The 20,139-nt window shown below is 59.6% G+C and carries 16 protein-coding genes; 13 read left to right on the forward strand and 3 right to left on the reverse strand.

From position 1 onward, the window contains the following. Nucleotides 1-67 precede the first annotated feature (67 nt). The gene (gene bioB, locus ACZ0A4_RS21500) at nt 68-1,123 is read right to left on the reverse strand and encodes a biotin synthase BioB (RefSeq protein ID WP_463576297.1); all 1,056 of its coding nucleotides are present in this window, start codon (nt 1,121-1,123) and stop codon (nt 68-70) included. Between the two features lie 91 nt (nt 1,124-1,214). Between bioB and ACZ0A4_RS21505 the strand changes: the two genes are divergently transcribed. From ACZ0A4_RS21505 to rarD, 5 genes are all read left to right on the forward strand, one after another. Then, on the forward strand, nt 1,215-1,949 hold the full coding sequence (locus ACZ0A4_RS21505) for a double zinc ribbon domain-containing protein (RefSeq protein WP_463576298.1): 735 nt from the start codon (nt 1,215-1,217) through the stop codon (nt 1,947-1,949). 183 nt (nt 1,950-2,132) lie between these two features. Beyond that, nucleotides 2,133-2,897, forward strand: a complete 765-nt coding sequence (locus ACZ0A4_RS21510; protein ID WP_463576299.1) for a TOBE domain-containing protein — start codon at nt 2,133-2,135, stop codon at nt 2,895-2,897. A 70-nt stretch (nt 2,898-2,967) separates the two neighbouring features. Further along, nucleotides 2,968-4,869: a PhoX family protein gene (locus tag ACZ0A4_RS21515; protein ID WP_463576300.1), complete on the forward strand. Its 1,902-nt coding sequence runs from the start codon at nt 2,968-2,970 to the stop codon at nt 4,867-4,869. Nucleotides 4,870-5,036: 167 nt separating this feature from the next. Further along, on the forward strand, nt 5,037-6,011 hold the full coding sequence (locus tag ACZ0A4_RS21520) for a serine/threonine protein kinase (protein WP_016983182.1): 975 nt from the start codon (nt 5,037-5,039) through the stop codon (nt 6,009-6,011). 207 nt (nt 6,012-6,218) lie between these two features. Then, a complete protein-coding gene (gene rarD / locus ACZ0A4_RS21525; protein WP_463576301.1) occupies nt 6,219-7,106 on the forward strand; it encodes an EamA family transporter RarD in 888 nt (295 codons plus the stop codon). 223 nt (nt 7,107-7,329) lie between these two features. Here rarD and ACZ0A4_RS21530 read toward each other — a convergent pair whose 3' ends face one another. Further along, nucleotides 7,330-7,848: a glycine cleavage system transcriptional repressor gene (locus tag ACZ0A4_RS21530; RefSeq protein WP_463576302.1), complete on the reverse strand. Its 519-nt coding sequence runs from the start codon at nt 7,846-7,848 to the stop codon at nt 7,330-7,332. Between the two features lie 504 nt (nt 7,849-8,352). On the opposite strand from ACZ0A4_RS21530, the gene ACZ0A4_RS21535 reads away from it, so the two are divergent. Continuing rightward, nucleotides 8,353-10,530 carry a malate synthase G gene (locus ACZ0A4_RS21535; protein WP_463576303.1) on the forward strand — a complete coding sequence of 726 codons (2,178 nt, stop codon included), beginning with the start codon at nt 8,353-8,355 and terminating at the stop codon, nt 10,528-10,530. Nucleotides 10,531-10,784: 254 nt separating this feature from the next. Here the strand turns inward: ACZ0A4_RS21535 and ACZ0A4_RS21540 are convergent, their stop codons facing one another. Beyond that, nucleotides 10,785-11,231: a response regulator gene (locus tag ACZ0A4_RS21540; protein WP_397482293.1), complete on the reverse strand. Its 447-nt coding sequence runs from the start codon at nt 11,229-11,231 to the stop codon at nt 10,785-10,787. 258 nt (nt 11,232-11,489) lie between these two features. On the opposite strand from ACZ0A4_RS21540, the gene ACZ0A4_RS21545 reads away from it, so the two are divergent. The 7 genes from ACZ0A4_RS21545 (at nt 11,490) to ACZ0A4_RS21575 (ending at nt 19,969) form a co-directional block, all read left to right on the forward strand. Continuing rightward, nucleotides 11,490-13,424, forward strand: a complete 1,935-nt coding sequence (locus ACZ0A4_RS21545; protein WP_463576304.1) for a putative nucleotidyltransferase substrate binding domain-containing protein — start codon at nt 11,490-11,492, stop codon at nt 13,422-13,424. Further along, complete coding sequence (locus tag ACZ0A4_RS21550) at nt 13,421-14,128, forward strand: 3'-5' exonuclease (protein WP_463576305.1); 708 nt, start codon at nt 13,421-13,423, stop codon at nt 14,126-14,128. The genes ACZ0A4_RS21545 and ACZ0A4_RS21550 overlap by 4 nt, the downstream gene beginning before the upstream one ends. A gap of 349 nt (nt 14,129-14,477) precedes the next feature. Then, complete coding sequence (locus ACZ0A4_RS21555) at nt 14,478-14,954, forward strand: RNA polymerase sigma factor (RefSeq protein WP_463577612.1); 477 nt, start codon at nt 14,478-14,480, stop codon at nt 14,952-14,954. Further along, nucleotides 14,951-15,925 (forward strand): FecR domain-containing protein, encoded by a 975-nt coding sequence (locus tag ACZ0A4_RS21560; protein ID WP_463576306.1) that lies wholly within the window; start codon nt 14,951-14,953, stop codon nt 15,923-15,925. Before ACZ0A4_RS21555 ends, ACZ0A4_RS21560 begins: the two co-directional genes overlap by 4 nt. Nucleotides 15,926-16,164: 239 nt before the next feature. After that, on the forward strand, nt 16,165-18,588 hold the full coding sequence (locus ACZ0A4_RS21565) for a TonB-dependent siderophore receptor (protein ID WP_463576307.1): 2,424 nt from the start codon (nt 16,165-16,167) through the stop codon (nt 18,586-18,588). 74 nt (nt 18,589-18,662) lie between these two features. Then, nucleotides 18,663-19,793 carry a PepSY-associated TM helix domain-containing protein gene (locus ACZ0A4_RS21570; RefSeq protein ID WP_463576308.1) on the forward strand — a complete coding sequence of 377 codons (1,131 nt, stop codon included), beginning with the start codon at nt 18,663-18,665 and terminating at the stop codon, nt 19,791-19,793. After that, complete coding sequence (locus ACZ0A4_RS21575; RefSeq protein ID WP_463576309.1) at nt 19,790-19,969, forward strand: hypothetical protein; 180 nt, start codon at nt 19,790-19,792, stop codon at nt 19,967-19,969. Before ACZ0A4_RS21570 ends, ACZ0A4_RS21575 begins: the two co-directional genes overlap by 4 nt. Nucleotides 19,970-20,139 lie beyond the last annotated feature (170 nt).

Raw genomic sequence — 20,139 nt, forward strand, 5'->3', positions numbered from 1 at the left:
CACCGCTTTCACCAGCAAGCTCGCTCCCACAGGGGTTTTGCATTCCTTCAGAGGAATCCGCGCAGATTTAAACGGCGGCGTTGTAGAACTGCTCGCTGCTCTTCTGCTCAACCAGCGCTTGTTCGATCGCAGCCTGGTGTACCTCATCGGAATGCTCTTCACGGGCTTCCGGCAGAATGCCCAGTCGCGCAAACAGTTGCATGTCCTTGTCCGCCTGCGGGTTGGCGGTGGTCAGCAACTTGTCGCCGTAGAAAATCGAGTTGGCCCCAGCAAAGAACGCCAACGCCTGCATCTGCTCGTTCATCGCTTCGCGGCCAGCAGACAGACGCACGTGGGATTGCGGCATGAGGATACGCGCCACGGCGAGCATGCGGATGAAGTCGAACGGGTCGATGTCTTCGGCGTTTTCCAGCGGCGTGCCGGCGACTTTCACCAGCATATTGATCGGCACCGATTCCGGATGCTCCGGCAGGTTGGCCAACTGGATCAGCAGATTGGCGCGGTCATCCAGCGACTCGCCCATGCCGAGGATGCCGCCGGAACAGATCTTCATCCCCGACTCACGCACATAGGCCAGTGTTTGCAGACGCTCGCTGTAAGTGCGGGTGGTGATGATGCTGCCGTAGAACTCAGGCGACGTGTCGAGGTTGTGGTTGTAGTAATCGAGCCCGGCCTTGGCCAGTGCTTCGGTCTGATCCTGATCGAGACGGCCAAGGGTCATGCAGGTTTCCAGGCCCATGGCCTTCACGCCTTCAACCATTTTCAGCACGTACGGCATGTCTTTGGCCGACGGGTGTTTCCACGCCGCGCCCATGCAGAAACGTGTCGAACCGATGGCCTTGGCGCGTGCCGCCTCTTCGAGGACTTTCTGCACTTCCATCAGCTTTTCTTTTTCAAGGCCGGTGTTGTAGTGACCGGACTGCGGGCAGTACTTGCAGTCTTCCGGGCAGGCGCCGGTCTTGATCGACAGCAGGGTCGAGACCTGCACGCGGTTGGCGTTGAAATGTGCGCGGTGCACCGTTTGCGCCTGAAACAGCAAGTCGTTGAATGGCTGTACGAAGAGTGCTTTAACTTCGGCCAGAGACCAATCGTGACGCAGGGTGGCGGTGGTGCTCGCGCTCATGGGTAATTCCTTGGTTATGCTTGGCTGGCGGCTGCGGGAACGGAATACCCACAGGCGCGACACGGATGTTCGGCATATTTAAGGAAGAGTCATGCGCTGTCAACCACGATACGAAGGACAGGTTTACATCTGTTTAAATAATGTACAAACCTGCCTGCTTTGCGATGAGCCAGCAGAAGCAAAAATGCCAATCTGCGTGGCTTGCGAAACCGATCTGCCATGGCTCGGCGAGCATTGCGTCACCTGCGCTTTGCCCTTGGTCGCAGCGGGCCTGACCTGCGGCGAGTGCCAGCTAGAGCCACCTGCGTTCGAACAAGTGGTCGTGCCATGGCTGTATGGTTTCCCTGTCGACAGTTTGATTACGCGCTTTAAACACAACGCAAAATGGCCGTTTGGCCACTTGCTCGCCGACGTTCTCGGGGAATACCTGCAACATCGCTTCGATGAGGGTTTAGCCAAGCCCGATGTGCTGTTGCCAGTGCCGCTGGCGCGTAAACGCCTGCGTCAAAGGGGCTTCAATCAGGCGGCGATGCTGGCGCGGTGGTTGAGTCAGTCGCTGGATCTGCCGTGCGAAGAACAGGTTCTGCGGCGAATCAAGGAGACCGACGCCCAGCAGGATCTTGATGCCAAGGCGCGTAAACGCAATTTGCGCAATGCGTTCGACCTCATGCCGGATGCGCAGGTACAAGGCCGGCATTTGGCGTTGATTGATGATGTGCTGACCACTGGCGCGACGGCTCAAGCGTTGGCGCGATTGTTAATGAATGCTGGCGCAGCAAGAGTTGACGTCTATTGCCTCGCCCGCACGCCAAAACCCGGAAGCTGAAGCCAACACAAATCTCTGTGGGAGCGAGCTTGCTCGCGAAGAGGCCGGAACATTCATAATCAATGTTGACTGAGACGCCGCTTTCGCGAGCAAGCTCGCTCCCACAGGGTTCTGTGTCGGGCTTGACTCTCGCGTCGCTAGCGGCCAACTTCCACGTCCACCGCCACAAAAAAGCATCCCCCCATGTCCATGCCTTCCCTGTTGTCCCAGCACATCGTCCGCCGTCCGCAGCGTATCGCCCTGCTGCAACACATCGCCGAACAGGGCTCGATCACCCGCGCTGCGAAGAGCGCAGGCTTGAGCTACAAAGCGGCGTGGGACGCCATCGATGAGTTGAACAATCTGGCGCAAAATCCATTGGTCGAGCGTGCCGTCGGTGGCAAGGGTGGCGGAGGTGCGAAACTCTCCAGCGAGGGCGAGCGCGTTTTGCGCCTGTACCAAAAACTGCAGGCCTTGCAGGCGCAGGTGCTGGAAGCGGCAGAAGATGCCAGCGATCTGGATCTGCTCGGTCGCTTGATGCTCCGAACCAGTGCGCGCAATCAGTTGCACGGTAAAGTCGTGGCGATCCAGGCGCTGGGTCGCAATGACCTGATCCGCCTCGAACTGGCCGAAGGGCTGTGCCTCGACGCGCAGATCACCCACGACAGCACCGTGCATCTGGAGCTGCAAGCTGGCACCGAAGTCGTGGCGCTGATCAAGGCCGGCTGGCTGGAGTTGCTCGGACACGAGCAACCTGCAACGTCTGGTCACAATCTTCTGAAGGGCACCATCGAAGCGATTCTCGACGCCGAGGACGGCCCCAGCGAAGTACGTATTACCCTGCCCAACGGCCATACCCTCTGCGCCTTGGCTGAGCCGCTCGATTTGCGCACGCGCGGATTGAGCGTGGAACAGCCGGTGCAGGTGCAGTTTTCGCCGTCCAACGTGCTGATCGGCACGCCGCTGTAATCAGACGCTGCAACGAAAGCGTCATCGACGCTCATTAAGGTAGCTGCCAAAACCAAGCAGGGAGCCTGATGTGAGCCTATTAGAAGAAAACCAATCCACTGACCTGGAAAAAATGGTCGGCCTCAGCCGTCGCGGTTTCATCGGCGCCGGCGCACTGTGCGGCGCGGCAATGTTCCTCGGCGGTAGTCTGTTGAGTCGCAGCGCACTGGCCACCGGCGTCAGCGCCGGAAACAGTCGCCTGCTCGGTTTCGAGAGCATTCCCGCGGCGACCACTGACGTGATCAGCCTGCCCAAAGGCTACAAGTCTTCGGTGCTGATCAGTTGGGGCCAGCCCCTGCAAAAGAACGGCCCGGCCTTCGACCCGAGCGGCAACGGCACCGCCGCCGCACAGGAAGTGCAGTTCGGCGACAACAACGACGGCATGAGCCTTTTCGCCTTCCCCGACGACCGCAACCGCGCGTTGATGGCGATCAACAACGAATACACCAACTACCGCTACCTCTATCCGCACGGCGGCATGCCGCAATCGGCCGAAGACGTACGCAAGGCGCTGGCTTGCGAAGGCGTGTCGGTGATTGAAGTGCAGCGCAAGAATGGTCAGTGGCAGTTCGTACAGGGTTCGCGCTATAACCGCCGCATTCACGGCAACTCGCCGCTGCGCATCAGCGGCCCCGCGGCCGGTCACGATCTGATGAAGACCGCTGCCGACAAGCACGGAAAAAAAGTCCTCGGCACGTTCCAGAACTGCGCCAACGGTAAAACCCCGTGGGGCACTTATCTGACTTGCGAAGAAAACTTCACCGACTGCTTTGGCAGCAGCAACGCCCAGCAGCAGTTCGACCCGGCGCAAAAACGCTATGGCGTCTCGGTCGCCAGCCGTGAGATCAACTGGCACCCGTACGATCCGCGCTTCGACATGGCGAAGAACCCCAACGAACTCAATCGTCACGGCTGGGTGGTCGAGATCGATCCGTTCGATCCGCAATCGACCCCGGTCAAACGTACGGCTCTGGGCCGCTTTAAACATGAAAACGCCGCACTGGCCGAGACCGATGACGGTCGCGCCGTGGTGTACATGGGCGATGACGAACGTGGTGAGTTCATCTACAAATTTGTCAGCCGCGACCGCATCAACCACCGCAACGCCAAGGCCAACCGCGACATCCTCGATCACGGCACCCTGTACGTGGCGAAATTCGACAATGGCGACAGCAACCCCGATCACCCCAAAGGCCAGGGCCAGTGGATCGAACTGACCCACGGCAAGAACGGCATCGACGCCAGCAGCGGTTTCGCCGATCAGGCCGAAGTGCTGATCCACGCGCGCCTCGCCGCCAGCGTCGTTGGCGCAACGCGCATGGACCGTCCGGAATGGATCGTCGTCAGTCCGAAGGACGGCCAGGTTTACTGCACCCTGACCAACAACGCCAAGCGTGGCGAGGACGGCCAGCCGGTGGGCGGGCCGAACCCGCGCGAGAAGAACGTCTACGGGCAGATCCTGCGCTGGCGCGCCGACCGTGATGATCACGCTTCGAAGACGTTTGCCTGGGATCTGTTTGTGGTCGCCGGCAACCCGGGGGTGCATGCCGGAACGCCGAAGGGCGGCTCGAAGAACATCACCCCGCAGAACATGTTCAACAGCCCCGATGGCTTGGGCTTCGACAAAGCCGGGCGCTTGTGGATTCTCACCGATGGCGACTCCAGCAACGCTGGGGACTTTGCCGGGATGGGCAATAACCAGATGCTGTGTGCCGATCCGAAGACCGGTGAGATTCGCCGGTTCATGGTCGGACCCATCGGTTGCGAGGTGACGGGGATCAGCTTCTCGCCGGATCAGAAAACTTTGTTTGTCGGGATCCAGCATCCGGGGGAGAACGGGGGTTCGACCTTCCCTGAGCATTTGCCGAATGGCAAGCCGCGGTCGTCGGTGATGGCGATTACCCGTGAGGACGGCGGGATCGTCGGCGCCTGACAGGCCCTCATCGCTGGCAAGCCAGCTCCCACAATGTCTTGCGCAAGACCTTGTGGGAGCTGGCTTGCCAGCGATGGCGTCAGCCCAGACACCAAACCCCTAAGGGCCTGCCATCTGCGCTACCATGCTGGGCCGGACGCGGCAGCCTGCTGCGCGCAGGAGTCAGCATGGCCCACCCGTTTGAAACCCTCACCCCCGACCTCGTGCTCGATGCCGTTGAAAGCATCGGCTTCCTCAGTGATGCGCGCATTCTGGCGCTCAACAGCTATGAAAACCGCGTCTATCAAGTCGGCATCGAAGACTCCGAACCGCTGATCGCCAAGTTCTATCGCCCGCAGCGCTGGACCAACGAAGCCATTCTCGAAGAACACAAGTTCACCTTCGAGCTGGCCGACGTCGAAATCCCGGTGGTGGCGCCGCTGATCCACAACGGCGAAACCCTGCACGAGCATGCCGGTTTCCGCTTCACTCTGTTCCCGCGTCGCGGTGGTCGGGCGCCGGAGCCGGGCAATCTTGATCAGTTGTATCGCCTGGGCCAGTTGCTCGGGCGGATTCACGCGGTCGGCGCAACCAAGCCGTTCGAACACCGTGAAGCCCTCGCGGTGCAGAACTTCGGCCACGCCTCGCTGAACACCTTGCTCGAAGGTAACTTCATTCCGAAAAGCCTGCTGCCGGCCTACGAGTCCGTCGCCCGCGACCTGCTTAAGCGCGTGGAAGATGCCTACGCCAACACGCCGCACCAGAACATCCGCATGCACGGCGACTGCCACCCCGGCAACATGATGTGCCGCGACGAGATGTTCCACATCGTTGACCTCGACGACTGCCGCATGGGCCCGGCGGTGCAGGACATCTGGATGATGCTCGCCGGTGATCGTCAGGAATGTCTGGGGCAGTTGTCGGAATTGATGGATGGCTACAACGAGTTTCACGATTTCGATCCGCGTGAGCTGGCGCTGATCGAACCATTACGCGCCTTGCGCCTGATGCACTACAGCGCCTGGCTGGCGCGGCGCTGGGATGACCCGGCGTTCCCGCACAGCTTTCCTTGGTTTGGCACCGAGCGGTATTGGGGCGATCAGGTGTTGGCGTTGCGTGAGCAACTGTCCGCGCTCAACGAAGAACCCCTGAAACTCTTCTGATTAAAACCTGAACCCTGTGGGAGCGAGCTTGCTCGCGAAGGCGTCATGTCAGTCAGCATAATGTTGAATGTCAGTCCGTATTCGCGAGCAAGCTCGCTCCCACATGGGTTGTGTGTGTTCACACATTTCTGACCAACCAGCTACGGCATTCACCGACGAATCTCCTTACAATCCCTCCTTTGTCAGCTGCCTAAGCAAGGATTCTGCATGCAAGCCGCCAACCCGCGTCGCGGGTACATTCTGGGCCTGAGTGCCTACATCATCTGGGGCCTGTTCCCGATCTACTTCAAAGCCATCGCCGAAGTGCCGGCCGTCGAAATCATCATCCATCGCGTGCTGTGGTCGGCGCTGTTTGGTGCGCTGTTGTTGATGGTGTGGAAACACCCGGGCTGGTTGCGCGAGTTGCTCGACAACCCCAAACGTCTGGCGATTCTGGCGCTGAGCGGCACGTTGATCGCGGCCAACTGGCTGACCTACGTGTGGTCGGTTAATAACGGACGCATGCTCGAAGCGAGCCTCGGTTACTACATCAACCCATTGGTAAACGTGCTGTTGGGGATGTTGATTCTCGGCGAACGCCTGCGTCGGATGCAGTGGATTGCGGTTGGTCTGGCAGCAGTTGGCGTGGCGCAACAAGTGTGGCAGGTCGGCAGCCTGCCGTGGGTGTCGCTGGTGCTGGCGCTGACGTTCGGTTTCTACGGTCTGATCCGCAAGCAGGCGCCAGTCAAGGCGTTGCCGGGTCTGGTAGTGGAAACCTGGATGCTGGTGCCGATCGCGATTGCCTGGCTGCTCTTCAATCAGACCGCGACCAGCGCTCAACCGGAGTTCTGGACCACGTCCCAAGCCTGGTGGCTGGTGGCGGCCGGTCCAGTGACATTGGTCCCGCTGGTGTGCTTCAACGCCGCCACGCGCCACTTGCCGTACACCACGATCGGCTTCCTGCAATACCTGGCGCCGACCCTGGTGCTGTTGCAAGCGGTATTGCTGTTCGGTGAGCATCTATCGTCCAGCACACTGGTGGCGTTTATCTTCATCTGGGCCGGTCTGGCCATTTACAGCGTCGATGCGGTGATCAGTTTGCGTCGGCGCAGCTGATCAAAAAACGCACAAACCTTCACAGGCCACGGTTCTCGTGGCCTGCATCGTTCCTTCCCAAGGTTATCCACAGCGTGATCCCCGCCGTTTGTGTGCAAGTCACTGAATGTTGGCGGTTTTTTGATCACCTGCTGCAAAGCCACGGCGGACCTCGCGTTGCGGGGTGTCTCTACAGGTTATCCACAGGCAGGTGCACGTTTAAACTGGATAACCTGACCGGCGCTTAAACGTCTGTGCGTAACACCAGTTCTACCATTAGATCGTCAGCCAGGGTTTCCAGGCGCGACTGCAAGACATCAAGCGACAGGGTCAGTGGAACTGCAAGAATCGCCTCAGCGTGGAACAGCGGTTCACTGCTCATCGGTGCTGGTCGTACCTCTGTCACCAGACGCTCAAGGTTGACGCCCTGCTCGCTGAGCAACCGGGTGATGTCACGCACGATGCCGGGCCGATCATTGCCCACCAACTCCATGGCGATCGGTTTCCAGGTGCAGGACTGCTCGATACCGCTTTCGGCAATCAATACGCGGATACCATGAGTCGACAGTCCTTGTAAGGCATCGACTAATTCGTCGTAAGCCTCTGCCGGTACCCCCACTCGAAGAATTCCGGCGAACTGCCCGGCCATCCGCGACATGCGGCTTTCCAGCCAGTTACCGCCGTGTTCGGCAATGCATTGGGCGATGCGCTCGACCTGCCCGGGCTTGTCCGGAGCGAAAACGGTGAGTACGAGATGGTCCATGGCGTCGCCCTCTTGTCATGACTTTTGTTATAGAAGGGGAAGTATAGGCAAGGGTCGATTTTCCGTTGAGGCGACCGACGCTTTCGCGAGCAGGCTCGCTCCCACATCAACCGGTGCCATAGCAGCCAAATACCATTTATGTGTACAACTTTTTATATTTAGCTGGAACAATCCAGTGGTTTTTTGAGAACATCCCGTTCCGCGATGTGACCGCAATGCGACATGAGGTCGCAGAACGACGTAATTAGTCTGATTTTCACAAGCGCAACTCATCATGTAGTATGCCGCAGCGCGCACTACATAACGCTGAATCGATGTCTGCCCAAGGCCTGTTCGCAACCCTGAAAGCCCCGTCAGCAAGGCCCCAAGCCGTTGATTGGTCCCAGCCCAGCCGCCAGCAATGGCATGTACTGGTCGGCAGGTTTGTGGTTTAAATGGCCAGAGGCTTCATTGTCAAAATTGAAGAGCTGAAAAGCGAAATAGCTGAGCAGAGTGAGGCAAGCAATGACTGAACACGTTCAAGTCGGTGGCCTGCAGGTCGCCAAAGTCCTGTTCGACTTCGTGAACAACGAAGCCATTCCCGGTACCGGCCTCACCGCCGACAAATTCTGGGAAGGTGCCGACAAGGTCATTCATGACCTGGCACCTAAGAACAAAGCCCTACTCGCCAAACGCGATGACTTCCAGGCGCGCATTGATGCCTGGCACCAGGAACGCAACGGTCAGGCGCACGACGCCGTGGCCTACAAAGCCTTCCTGCAAGAAATCGGTTATCTGCTGCCAGAAGCGGCTGATTTCCAGGCAACGACGCAAAACGTCGATGATGAAATCGCCCGTACCGCCGGCCCACAACTCGTTGTGCCGGTGATGAACGCTCGCTTCGCTCTCAATGCTTCGAACGCCCGCTGGGGTTCGCTGTATGACGCCCTCTACGGCACCGACGCGATCAGCGAAGACGGTGGCGCGGAGAAAGGCAAAGGCTACAACAAGGTGCGTGGCGACAAAGTCATCGCCTTCGCCCGCGCGTTCCTTGACGAAGCCGCGCCATTGGCGGCTGGCTCCCACGTCGATTCGACCGGCTACAAAATCGCCGACGGCAAACTGCTGGTCACCCTCAAGGGCGGCAGCAACAGTGGCCTGCGCGATGATGCACAACTGATCGGTTTCCAGGGTGACGCCAACGCGCCAATCGCGATCCTGCTGAAACACAACGGTCTGCATTTCGAAATCCAGGTCGACGCTACTACCCCGGTTGGCCAGACCGACCCGGCCGGCGTCAAAGACATCCTGATGGAAGCGGCGCTGACCACCATCATGGACTGCGAAGACTCCGTGGCGGCCGTCGATGCTGACGACAAAGTGGTGATCTACCGCAACTGGCTAGGCCTGATGAAGGGCGATCTGTCGGAGTCTGTGTCCAAGGGCGGCCAGACCTTCACCCGCACCATGAACCCGGATCGCACCTACGCCGCGCCGAATGGCGGTGAAGTGACGTTGCACGGTCGTTCGCTGCTGTTCGTGCGTAACGTCGGTCACCTGATGACCATCGACGCGATCCTCGACAAAGACGGCAACGAAGTGCCGGAAGGCATCCTCGACGGTCTGGTGACTTGCCTCGCGGCGATGCACAACCTCAACGGCAACACCTCGCGTCGTAACACCCGCACCGGTTCGGTTTACATCGTTAAACCGAAGATGCACGGCCCGGAAGAAGCGGCGTTTACCAACGAGTTGTTCGGTCGCATCGAAGACGTGCTGGGCCTTGCGCGCAACACCCTGAAAGTCGGGATCATGGACGAGGAGCGCCGCACCACGGTCAACCTCAAAGCCTGCATCAAGGCAGCCAGCGAGCGCGTGGTGTTCATCAACACCGGTTTCCTCGACCGCACCGGCGACGAAATCCACACCTCCATGGAAGCCGGCCCGGTTGTGCGCAAGGCCGACATGAAGGCAGAGAAGTGGATCGGCGCCTACGAAAACTGGAACGTCGATATCGGTCTGAGCACCGGCCTGCAAGGTCGCGCGCAAATCGGTAAAGGCATGTGGGCAATGCCCGACCTGATGGCGGCGATGCTTGAGCAGAAAATCGCCCACCCGCTGGCCGGCGCCAACACCGCTTGGGTTCCTTCGCCGACTGCCGCAGCACTGCACGCGCTGCACTACCACAAGGTCGACGTGTTCGCCCGTCAGGCCGAACTGGCCAAACGTGCTCGCGCGTCTGTCGACGACATCCTGACCATCCCGCTGGCGGTCAACCCGAACTGGACGCCAGAGCAGATCAAGAACGAACTGGACAACAATGCCCAGGGCATTCTCGGTTACGTGGTGCGCTGGATCGACCAGGGTGTGGGTTGCTCGAAAGTGCCGGACATCAATGACGTCGGCCTGATGGAAGACCGTGCCACGCTGCGGATCTCCAGCCAGCACATCGCCAACTGGCTGCGCCACGGTGTGGTCACCGAAGCGCAAGTGATGGAAAGCCTCAAGCGCATGGCGCCGGTGGTAGATCGTCAGAACGCCAGCGACCCGCTGTACCGTCCGCTGGCACCGGACTTCGACAGCAACATCGCCTTCCAGGCGGCGGTCGAACTGGTGGTTGAAGGCACCAAGCAGCCGAACGGTTATACCGAACCGGTTCTGCACCGTCGTCGTCGCGAGTTCAAGGCGGCTAACGGCCTGTAAGTTTGCGCTGATGTGAAAAAGCCCTGGTCGAGAGATCAGGGCTTTTTTGTTTGTGGCGGGGTCCGTTTTGTGGTCGGCTTGAGATCCATCCCCCTCACCCCAGCCCTCTCCCCCAAGGGGGCGAGGGGGAAAGGGAGCCGATCTCTGTGCTTTTCAAACCTGAGTTCGACTGAGGAGTTTCAGGTCGGTGTACCTCAAACATCCACCTCGGTCAGTCCCCTCTCCCTCCGGGAGAGGGCTAGGGTGAGGGGCTCTTAGGGTTCTATCCCCAATTCATGCTTCACCAACGCCAACAACTTGCCCGTATCAATCGGCTTGAGCAGAAAATCCACCACGCTCAAATGCATCGCCGCAATCGCGTCTTTCACATCGGCATCGCCGGACACAATGATGATCGGCATCGCCGCCCGCACCGATTCTCGCACCTGGCGAATCAGGTCGAGGCCACCGACATTGCCCATGCGCAGATCGGTGATGACCAGCCCGATCGAAGGTTTTTCTTCAAGCATCTTCAGCGCCGTTTCACCACTGGCCGCGGTCATGCAACGAATGCCATCCAACGCAAGAATCTCCGACAACAGCTCCCGGGCGTCCTTGTCGTCATCAACGATCAATACACGCTGAGGTGGAAGATCAGGTTCGAGCATGACTGCACTGAGCGCTTCCCGCTCGGCATCGCTCAAAATATCGTGGTCGGACATGGCGTTCTCTAAGTATTCAAAACAGTCCCTTGGCAAGTGGTCAGACATCGCGGGGCAGAGCTTCAATGTGCACTTCGTCGGATTTTTTTCCAAGGGGGTAGAACGAGGAATTTCCGACTGTTTGCGTAGGGCATCTCCGAAACGGCGCCAATGGTGGCAAAACCTAGACTTACGTCCAATGGGCACCCCGCGCGCAGGGGCCGACCATGGCTGCAACGATCCGACAACAACAATTCAAAAAAGACTGCGGTAATGGTTATGAGTAAAGCGGACGCCTTCACCCAGGCAGGGAAAACCGCGGTATTGCAGAACATTCAGGGCACCCTGCAATTCCTCCAGCGCTTCCCGCCCTTCAATCAGATGGAACACGCCCACCTCGCGTATCTGGTGGAACAATGTCAGCTGCGTTTCTATGGCCAGGGCGAAAGCATCATCAAACCCGCCGACGGCCCGGTCGAACACTTCTATATCGTCAAACAGGGTCGGGTGGTCGGCGAACGTCAGCACATCACCAAGCCCGGCACCGAGACCACGTTTGAAATCACCACCGGCGAATGCTTTCCACTGGCTGCATTGCTCGGCGAACGCGCGACCCGCACCGAACACCTGGCCGGCGAAGATACGTTCTGCCTGCAGTTGAACAAACTGGCGTTCATCAAACTGTTCGCCCTCTCCAATGCCTTTCGTGACTTCGCCTTGCGCGGGGTCAGTAGCCTGCTTGACCAGGTCAATCAGCAAGTGCAGCAGAAAGCCGTGGAAACCCTCGGCACGCAATATTCGCTGAACACCCGCCTGGGCGAACTGGCGATGCGGCACCCGGTGACGTGCAGCCCCGACACGCCACTGCGCGAAGCGGTGAAGTTGATGCACGAGCAGCAGGTCGGCAGCATCGTTGCGGTGGATGAACACAAGTCACCGCTGGGAATTTTCACCCTGCGCGATTTGCGCCATGTGGTGGCTGAAGGCATCGGCGATTTCAGCGAGGCCATCGAGCGCCACATGACGCCTTCGCCCTTTTATCTTTCGCCGGATCACAGCGCGTTCGATGCGGCGATTGCCATGACCGAACGGCACATCGCCCACGTCTGTCTGGTCAAGGACCAGCGCCTGTGCGGCGTGGTTTCCGAGCGCGATCTGTTTTCCCTGCAACGAGTCGATCTGGTGCATCTGGCCCGGACGATTCGCAGCGCCCAACGCGTCGAACAACTAGTCAGCCTGCGCGGCGAAATCGGCCAACTGGTCGAACGCATGCTCGCCCACGGCGCGTCCTCGACGCAGATCACCCACATCATCACCCTGCTCAACGACCACACCGTGTGCCGGGTGATCGAACTCACCCTCGCGGAAAAAGGCGATCCCGGTGTGCCGTTCAGTTGGCTGTGTTTCGGCAGTGAAGGCCGCCGCGAGCAGACGCTGCACACCGATCAGGACAACGGCATTCTGTTTGATGCCCGCGATGCTGTGCATGCAGCGGAGATTCGCGGCAAGTTGCTGCCGATTGCCCAGCAGATCAACCACAGCTTGGCGCTGTGCGGCTTCACCCTGTGCAAGGGCAACATCATGGCCGGCAATCCCGAGCTGTGTTTGTCGCGAGCCGAATGGGCGCGGCGCTTTGCGGCGTTTATTCGTGAGGCGACGCCGGAGAATCTGTTGGGTTCGAGTATCTACTTTGATCTGCGCGTGGTCTGGGGCGATGAAAAAGGCTGCGAGCAATTGCGCCAAGGCATTCTCGATCAGGTCGGCGACAACCGTTTGTTCCAGCGCATGATGGCCGAGAACGCCCTGCGCAATCGTCCTCCGGTGGGACGTTTCCGCGAGTTTGTGCTGGCGCGCAAAAATGGCGAAAAAGCCACGCTGGATCTCAAGGTTCAAGGCCTGACGCCGTTCGTGGATGGCGCACGACTGTTGGCGCTGGCCAACGGCATCGACGCCAACAACACCCTCGAACGCTTCCGCCAGTTGGTCGACAAAGAAGTCATCGAACGGCTGGACGGCGCGGCATATGAAGAGGCGTATCACTTCATTCAGCAGACGCGCATGCAGCAGCATCAGTTGCAGACCCGCGAGAATCTGCCGTACTCCAACCGCGTCGATCCCGACAGCCTCAATCACCTCGACCGGCGCATCCTGCGTGAATCCCTGCGCCAGGCCCAGCGCCTGCAAAGCAGCCTGACGTTGCGGTATCAGCTATGAGCCTGTTCTCGTGGCTGCGTCCAGCGAGTGCGGTGGTGCCGGTGGATTTCCAGCAGCGTCTGGCTCAGTTGCCGACGATTACCGAACTGCGCGAATGCACGTTGCGCGAACAGCGCTGGGTGGTGCTGGATCTGGAAACCACCGGGCTCAACCTGAACAAGGATCGCGTGCTGTCGATTGGCGCGGTGGTGATCGAAGATGGCGCGATCGATTTCAGTCAGCAGTTCGAGCGGACGCTGCAATGCCGGGAATTGAAGCTCAGCCCCAGCGTGCTGATTCATGGTTTGGGGCCAAATGCGATTGCCGCTGGCAGTGAGCCGGCCGAGGCCTTGCTGGAATTGCTCGAGTTTATCGGCGACAGCCCGGTGCTGGCGTTTCATGCGCCATTCGATCAGCACATGCTCGGGCGCGCGTTGAAGGAACATCTGGGGCACAAATTGCAGCAAGTGTTTCTGGATGTCGCTGATATTGCGCCGCTGGTGTGTCCGCAGGCGCAGATCCGCGATGCCGGGCTGGATGAGTGGATCGGCTGGTTCAAGCTTGAGGTGTTCGAGCGGCATAATGCGAGTGCCGATGCGCTGGCCACGGCGGAGTTGGCGTTGATTCTGTTCAGCCGGGCGCGAGGGCAGCAGATTCATAGTCCGTTGAATTTGCAGCAGCGGTTGAGTCAGTGGAAGCGGCGGCAGCAGGCGCCTTCGTTCTAAATCAAAAACCCCTCACCCCAGCCCTCTCCCGGAGGGAGAGGGAGAGGGAGAGGGAGCCTACCGAGGTGTTCGAAGCTTTGCATCGACCTGAGGAATCCAGTCGATTATGGATTCAGCAGAAATCTTTTCACGTCGGCGTATTGCGTCAATATCCCCCAATCAGTCCCCTCTCCCCCCGGGAGAGGGTTAGGGTGAGGGTAGCCCTTCAAAAACCCACCCGACCAGTGGCCAATTGCTAACCATTCCCACCTCTGCCACAATCGCGAACAATTCGCGTTAGTTAACATTTCCCAATCGGTGATGTCCGGTGTCGTCAGTCCCAAGCCCTAACAGTGAGCTCGTCGGTGCGATGTATCGCGACCATCGCGGTTGGCTATTGGCCTGGCTGCGACGCAATGTGGCCTGCCCGCAACGTGCCGAGGACCTGAGTCAGGACACCTTTGTCCGCCTGCTCGGTCGCGACGAAATGCTGACACCGCGCGAGCCGCGGGCCTTTCTGTTGGCGATCGCCAAAGGCTTGCTGTTCGACTACTTCCGCCGCGCGGCGCTGGAACAGGCCTACCTCACCGAACTGATGCTGATCCCCGAAGGCGAACAACCTTCGGTGGAAGAACAGCAAATGATCCTCGAAGACCTCAAAGCCATCGACCGCTTGCTCGGCAAACTGTCGACCAAGGCCCGTGCCGCTTTCCTTTATAACCGCCTCGATGGCCTCAGCCATGCCGAGATCGCCGACAAGCTCGGCGTTTCGGTGCCGCGTGTGCGCCAGTATCTGGCGCAAGGCATTCGGCAGTGCTACATCGCCCTGTACGGGGAACCGACATGAGTCCGGCCAGTTCCAGACCGGTGCCGGCCCATGTGCTGGACGCGGCGATTGCCTGGCAACTGACCCTCGATTCGAGCAGTCCGCTGGAGCGTGAAGAGTTCGCCAAATGGCACGCGGCCCATGAAGAGCACGCCCGCGCCTGGCGCCAGTTGGGCATGCTCGATCAGCGATTCAGCGTGGCCAAAGGCCCGGCCCGCAGCGCCTTGCTGCAATCGCGCGAAGGCATTCGGCGACGGGTACGCAAGCTCGGCAGTGGGCTGGCCAGCGTTGTGGTGCTGGTCGGTGTGGGCCTGTTTGCCAGCGAACGCTTTCTGCCGCTGGATTACTGGCTTGCCGATCAGCGCACCGCGACCGGTGAGCAGCGCACCCTGCGCCTGGCTGACGGCACCGTACTGAATCTCAACACCCACAGTGCGGTGGATGTACGGTTCGATGAGAAGCGCCGATTGATCGTTTTGCAGGAAGGCGAAATTCTCGTCGAGACCGGTCATGGCGATGCGCGGCCCTTCATCGTTGAAACCCGCGAAGGCAGCATGCGCGCCTTGGGGACGCGGTTTCTGGTCAAGCGTGAAGACGAAGGCACGCGCCTGAGCGTGTTGCAGTCGGCGGTCGCGGCGCACCCGCAATCCAACCCTGAAGAGCAAATTCTCCATGAAGGCCAGCAAGTGCTGCTGCGCAGTGACGGGTTGGGCTCGATTGTCGCGCTTAATCCCGGCGCCGATGCCTGGACGCGCGGCATGCTGGTGGTGGATAACGCGCGCCTCGGCGATCTGGTGCATGAGCTCGGGCGTTATCGTCGCGGGCATCTGGGCGTGGCGCCGGACGTGGCGGATTTGCGGATTACCGGCAGCTTCCCGCTGCATGACACCGACAAGGCCTTGAGCGCGTTGTTGCCGACCCTGCCGGTGCAGATCGAGCGGCATACGCCGTATTGGGTGACCGTCGCGAAGGCCGATATCAAGCCTGAGTAGTGTGGCGCCTGACAAATTGCCTTCGCGAGCAAGCTCGCTCCCACAGGGAAACGCATTCCAATGTGGGAGCGAGCTTGCTCGCGAAAGGGCCATTAGACGCGCGATACAAGTCCGCTCAAACGCGTCAAATCAGCGGCATTCAAACTTTAATCGAAATTATTTTCATCCAGCCCTATCACTTTCTGCTTTTCATCCGGCACACAGGCAATTGAGAAATATTTCCATTCAGGAGCCGCCGTATGTCCCGTTCACTAGACACCTTGTTGCGCCCCAGTCTGCTGGCCGTCGCCATCGCGCTCAGCGCGCCGCTGATCAGCAGTCCGTTGCTCGCCGCTGAACAAGCGTCCAGCGTGCGCGCCTACAACCTGCCGGCGGCGCCCCTGTCGACCACCCTGAACCAGATCGCCAGCCAGGGCGGCATTGCCCTGTCGCTGAATCCGTCGCTGGCAGCGGGCAAGACTTCGGCGCCGGTAAGCGGCCAGTTCGATGCAGCTGGCGCCCTGCGTGCGGCCCTGCGTGGCACCGGTCTGCAACTGGAACAAAGCAATACCGGCACTTACACCCTCGTGGCCGTGCCTGAAGGGACGCTGGCCCTGCCGGAAACTTCCGTCATCGGCGTAGAAAACCTGGAAAGCGCCTGGGGCCCGGTCGAAGGCTATACCGCCACTCGCACCGCCGCTGGCAGCAAGACCGACACCGCGCTGGTCGAAGCACCGCGTTCGATCTCGGTGGCTACACGTCAGCAAATGGACGACCGCAGCGTGCACAGCCTCGATGATGCGGTGCGCTACATGCCGGGCATCACCGCCAGCAGCTACGGCAGCGACACCCGCGCCGACTGGTTGCGTGTCCGTGGTTTCGAACCGACCCATTTCCTCGACGGTCTGCCGCTGCCGAAAGGCGTGTACGCCAACCCGAAACAGGAAACCTGGAACCTCGACCGCCTCGCCCTGCTCCGCGGTCCGGCCTCCTCGGTTTACGGCCAGACCCCACCGGGCGGCCTGCTGGACATGGTCAGCCGTCGCCCAAGCACTGAAGCCAGCAACGAAATCCAACTGCAGTACGGCAGCGACAATCACCGCCAGATCAACTTCGCCAGCACCGGCAAGATCGATGACGCCGGCCAGTTTCTCTACGGCATCAGCGGTGTGGTGCGCGACAGCGACACGCAGATTGATCATATTGAGAACAAGCGTTACAACATTGCGCCAAGCTTGACCTGGAACATCGACGAGGACACTAAACTCACCTTTTTGAGTCAGTTCACCCGCGACGATACCGGCATCACCAGCCAGTTCCTGCCGATTCAGGGCACCAAAATCAAATCGCCGTTCGGTGATATTTCCCACCACAAAAATCTTGGCGACCCAGACTGGGAATACTACGACCGCACCTACTACGCATTGGGGTATGCATTTGAAACCCGCCTGAACGATGTGTGGCAGTTCAAGCAGAACCTGCGATACACCAAATCCGATCTTTCCTTCCAGGCTTTGACAGTTGGCGCCTACGCGTTCAACCCGGTTGATGCCGAAGGCAACGTTGGCCGTACTAGCACCTCTGTCGATGAAGACATCAGCCAGTTCGCCGTAGACAACAACTTCCAGGCCGATTTCGCCACTGGTGACGTTCGCCACACCCTGTTATTGGGTCTGGATCACCAGCGAAATAACGCTAACTTTCTCTCCATCTATGGCGACGGTTTAAAAACCAACGTCAACAATCCGATCTATGGCCAACCCATCATCCGCCCGGATCGCTCGGCGGCTTATCTGGACTACAACCAAAAGACCAACCAGACCGGCCTATACGTGCAGGATCAAATGGCCCTCGACCAGTGGCGCCTGACGCTAGGCGGCCGCGAAGACTGGGTTCATACCAGCACCCTCTTCAACAAAACTGATGCAACAAACACCGATCGCGACAAGCACTTCAGCGGCAACGCGGCGATCAGCTATGTGTTCGATTCGGGCTTCGTACCTTACCTTTCGTACGCTGAATCCTTCCAGACCACCGCCGGCGCGGACGCCAGCGCCACGGGTTCGCTCAAACCGACCGAAGGCAAGCAGTGGGAAATGGGCGTCAAATACCAGCCGCCAGGCAGCAAAACCCTGTTGACTGCTGCGGTGTATGACCTGACACAGAAAAATGTCGCGGTCACCACTACCGTCGGTAATACGCCAATCACCAGCCAGACTGGTGAGGTGAAAGTAAAAGGCTTGGAGCTGGAAGCTACATCCGACCTCACAGACAATCTGAAAGTGATCGCCGCCTACACGTTGGCTAAGTCCGAAGTGCAAAAAGGTGACTTCAAAGGTAATCGTCTTCAACTGATGCCTAACCAGCAAGCGTCGTTGTGGACTGATTACACATGGCATGCCGGTATGCTCGATGGTTTCGGCGTCGGCGGCGGTGTTCGTTACACTGGCAACACCTACGGCGATCAAGCCAATACCTGGCTGGGCAAAGCGGATGCCTACACCGTGTTCGATGCCTCCGTGCATTACGACCTCGGCCGTTTGGACAACAGCCTCAAAGGCGCGTCGCTCGCACTGAATGCGACCAACCTGTTCGACAAGGATTACATTTCCACCTGCGACAGCTACAACTGCTACTACGGCGACCAGCGCAGCGTCGTCGCCAGCGCCACTTACAAATGGTAAGCGATTGAGCTGAAACAGGCCCTGTTACCTGGCCGTCCCTCGTGGACGGCTTTGGTGTTTTTGAAGGTCATGAAATGAAAAGTAAAACAATCCGCCGCTGGTCGTTCATCCACACCTGGACCAGCCTGATTTGCACCGTTTTTTTATTGCTGCTGGCACTGACCGGTCTGCCGCTGATTTTCCATCACGAGATCGAGCACTTGCTCGGCGACGCACCCGAAGTTCGCGAGATGCCGGCCGACACGCCGCGGCTGAATCTGGCGCAACTGGTCGAGGCCGCCGAAAAACATCGCCCCGATGAAGTCGTGCAGTACTTCGGTTTCGATGACGATGAGCCGAATGCCGTGTTGACGATCATGGCGAAAACCGCCGGCACCGAACCGAATTCGTCGCACACTTTCATGCTCGATGCGCGTACCGGTGAAGCACTGGAAACGCCTTCGGCCAACGGCGGTTTGATGCTGTTCATCCTGCGCCTGCACGTCGACATGTTCGCCGGGCTGCCGGGCAAATTGCTGCTGGCGTTTATGGGGCTGCTGTTTGTCGTGGCCATCGTGTCCGGGACGGTGCTGTATTTGCCGTTCATGCGCCGCCTGAAATTCGGCACGGTGCGCCAGGATAAATCCACCCGCTTGCGCTGGCTCGACCTGCATAACCTGATTGGCGTTGTCACCCTGACCTGGGCCTTGGTGGTCGGTGTGACCGGTGTGATCAGCGCTTGCGCCGACCTGCTGATCGCCGCCTGGCGCAACGACGCACTGACTGCACTGATCGAGCCTTACCGCGATGCCCCACCGCTGACGCATCTGGCGCCGGCCACCCGCCTGCTCGACATCGCCGCCGAAGTAGCGCCGGGGATGAAGCCGGATTTCATTGCCTTCCCCGGCACACGCTTTTCCAGCGAGCACCATTACTCGGTGTTCATGAAGGGCGGCACGCACCTGACCTCGCACCTGCTGACGCCGGTGCTGATCGATGCCACAACTCTGAAGGTCACCGCCGTGGCCGAACGGCCGTGGTACATGGACGCCATGGGCATGTCGCAGCCGCTGCACTTCGGTGACTACGGCGGCATGCCGATGAAAATTCTCTGGGCCACGCTGGATGTACTGACGATCATTGTGCTCGGCAGCGGCGTGTATCTGTGGGTGGTGCGGCGCAAAGCGGCGAAGCCTGTGCTGGAAACGGCGGAGGCCTCTGCATGAAGCCGCGTCAGTCGAATTTCTGGAAGGTGTTCAGCACGCCGATCGTGATTGCGCTGCTGAGTGCGGCGGGGTTGTTTGCGGCGTTGCTTGGCGATGGGATTTGGGATGCGTTGAGCTGGGTCGGGCTGGGTGTCCCGGCATTTCTGGCCATAAGAGGATTGTTGCAGCGCGTGTGAAATCTGTGTTGCCTGGCATGGCCTCTTCGCGAGCAAGCTCGCTCCCACAGGGGAACGCATTCCAAATGTGGGAGCGAGCTTGCTCGCGAAGGCGGCAGCAATTACACCATCAATTCCTCGCCAGCCTCGCCGCATCTGGCTAGGCTAACCTCCTGCTCTTCGACGATCAC

This window comes from Pseudomonas sp. AC172, from assembly GCF_979258595.1.

Bases quoted from the DNA above. Each gene is read 5' to 3' on its own strand.
- ACZ0A4_RS21520 (WP_016983182.1), top strand. From the start codon at position 5,037: ATGGCCCACCCGTTTGAAACCCTCACCCCCGACCTCGTGCTCGATGCC.
- ACZ0A4_RS21505 (WP_463576298.1), top strand. From the start codon at position 1,215: ATGCGCTGTCAACCACGATACGAAGGACAGGTTTACATCTGTTTAAAT.
- ACZ0A4_RS21550 (WP_463576305.1), top strand. From the start codon at position 13,421: ATGAGCCTGTTCTCGTGGCTGCGTCCAGCGAGTGCGGTGGTGCCGGTG.
- ACZ0A4_RS21535 (WP_463576303.1), top strand. From the start codon at position 8,353: ATGACTGAACACGTTCAAGTCGGTGGCCTGCAGGTCGCCAAAGTCCTG.
- ACZ0A4_RS21565 (WP_463576307.1), top strand. From the start codon at position 16,165: ATGTCCCGTTCACTAGACACCTTGTTGCGCCCCAGTCTGCTGGCCGTC.
- ACZ0A4_RS21570 (WP_463576308.1), top strand. From the start codon at position 18,663: ATGAAAAGTAAAACAATCCGCCGCTGGTCGTTCATCCACACCTGGACC.
- ACZ0A4_RS21540 (WP_397482293.1), bottom strand. From the start codon at position 11,231: ATGTCCGACCACGATATTTTGAGCGATGCCGAGCGGGAAGCGCTCAGT.
- ACZ0A4_RS21545 (WP_463576304.1), top strand. From the start codon at position 11,490: ATGAGTAAAGCGGACGCCTTCACCCAGGCAGGGAAAACCGCGGTATTG.
- ACZ0A4_RS21560 (WP_463576306.1), top strand. From the start codon at position 14,951: ATGAGTCCGGCCAGTTCCAGACCGGTGCCGGCCCATGTGCTGGACGCG.
- rarD (WP_463576301.1), top strand. From the start codon at position 6,219: ATGCAAGCCGCCAACCCGCGTCGCGGGTACATTCTGGGCCTGAGTGCC.
- bioB (WP_463576297.1), bottom strand. From the start codon at position 1,123: ATGAGCGCGAGCACCACCGCCACCCTGCGTCACGATTGGTCTCTGGCC.
- ACZ0A4_RS21510 (WP_463576299.1), top strand. From the start codon at position 2,133: ATGTCCATGCCTTCCCTGTTGTCCCAGCACATCGTCCGCCGTCCGCAG.
- ACZ0A4_RS21530 (WP_463576302.1), bottom strand. From the start codon at position 7,848: ATGGACCATCTCGTACTCACCGTTTTCGCTCCGGACAAGCCCGGGCAG.
- ACZ0A4_RS21555 (WP_463577612.1), top strand. From the start codon at position 14,478: ATGTATCGCGACCATCGCGGTTGGCTATTGGCCTGGCTGCGACGCAAT.
- ACZ0A4_RS21575 (WP_463576309.1), top strand. From the start codon at position 19,790: ATGAAGCCGCGTCAGTCGAATTTCTGGAAGGTGTTCAGCACGCCGATC.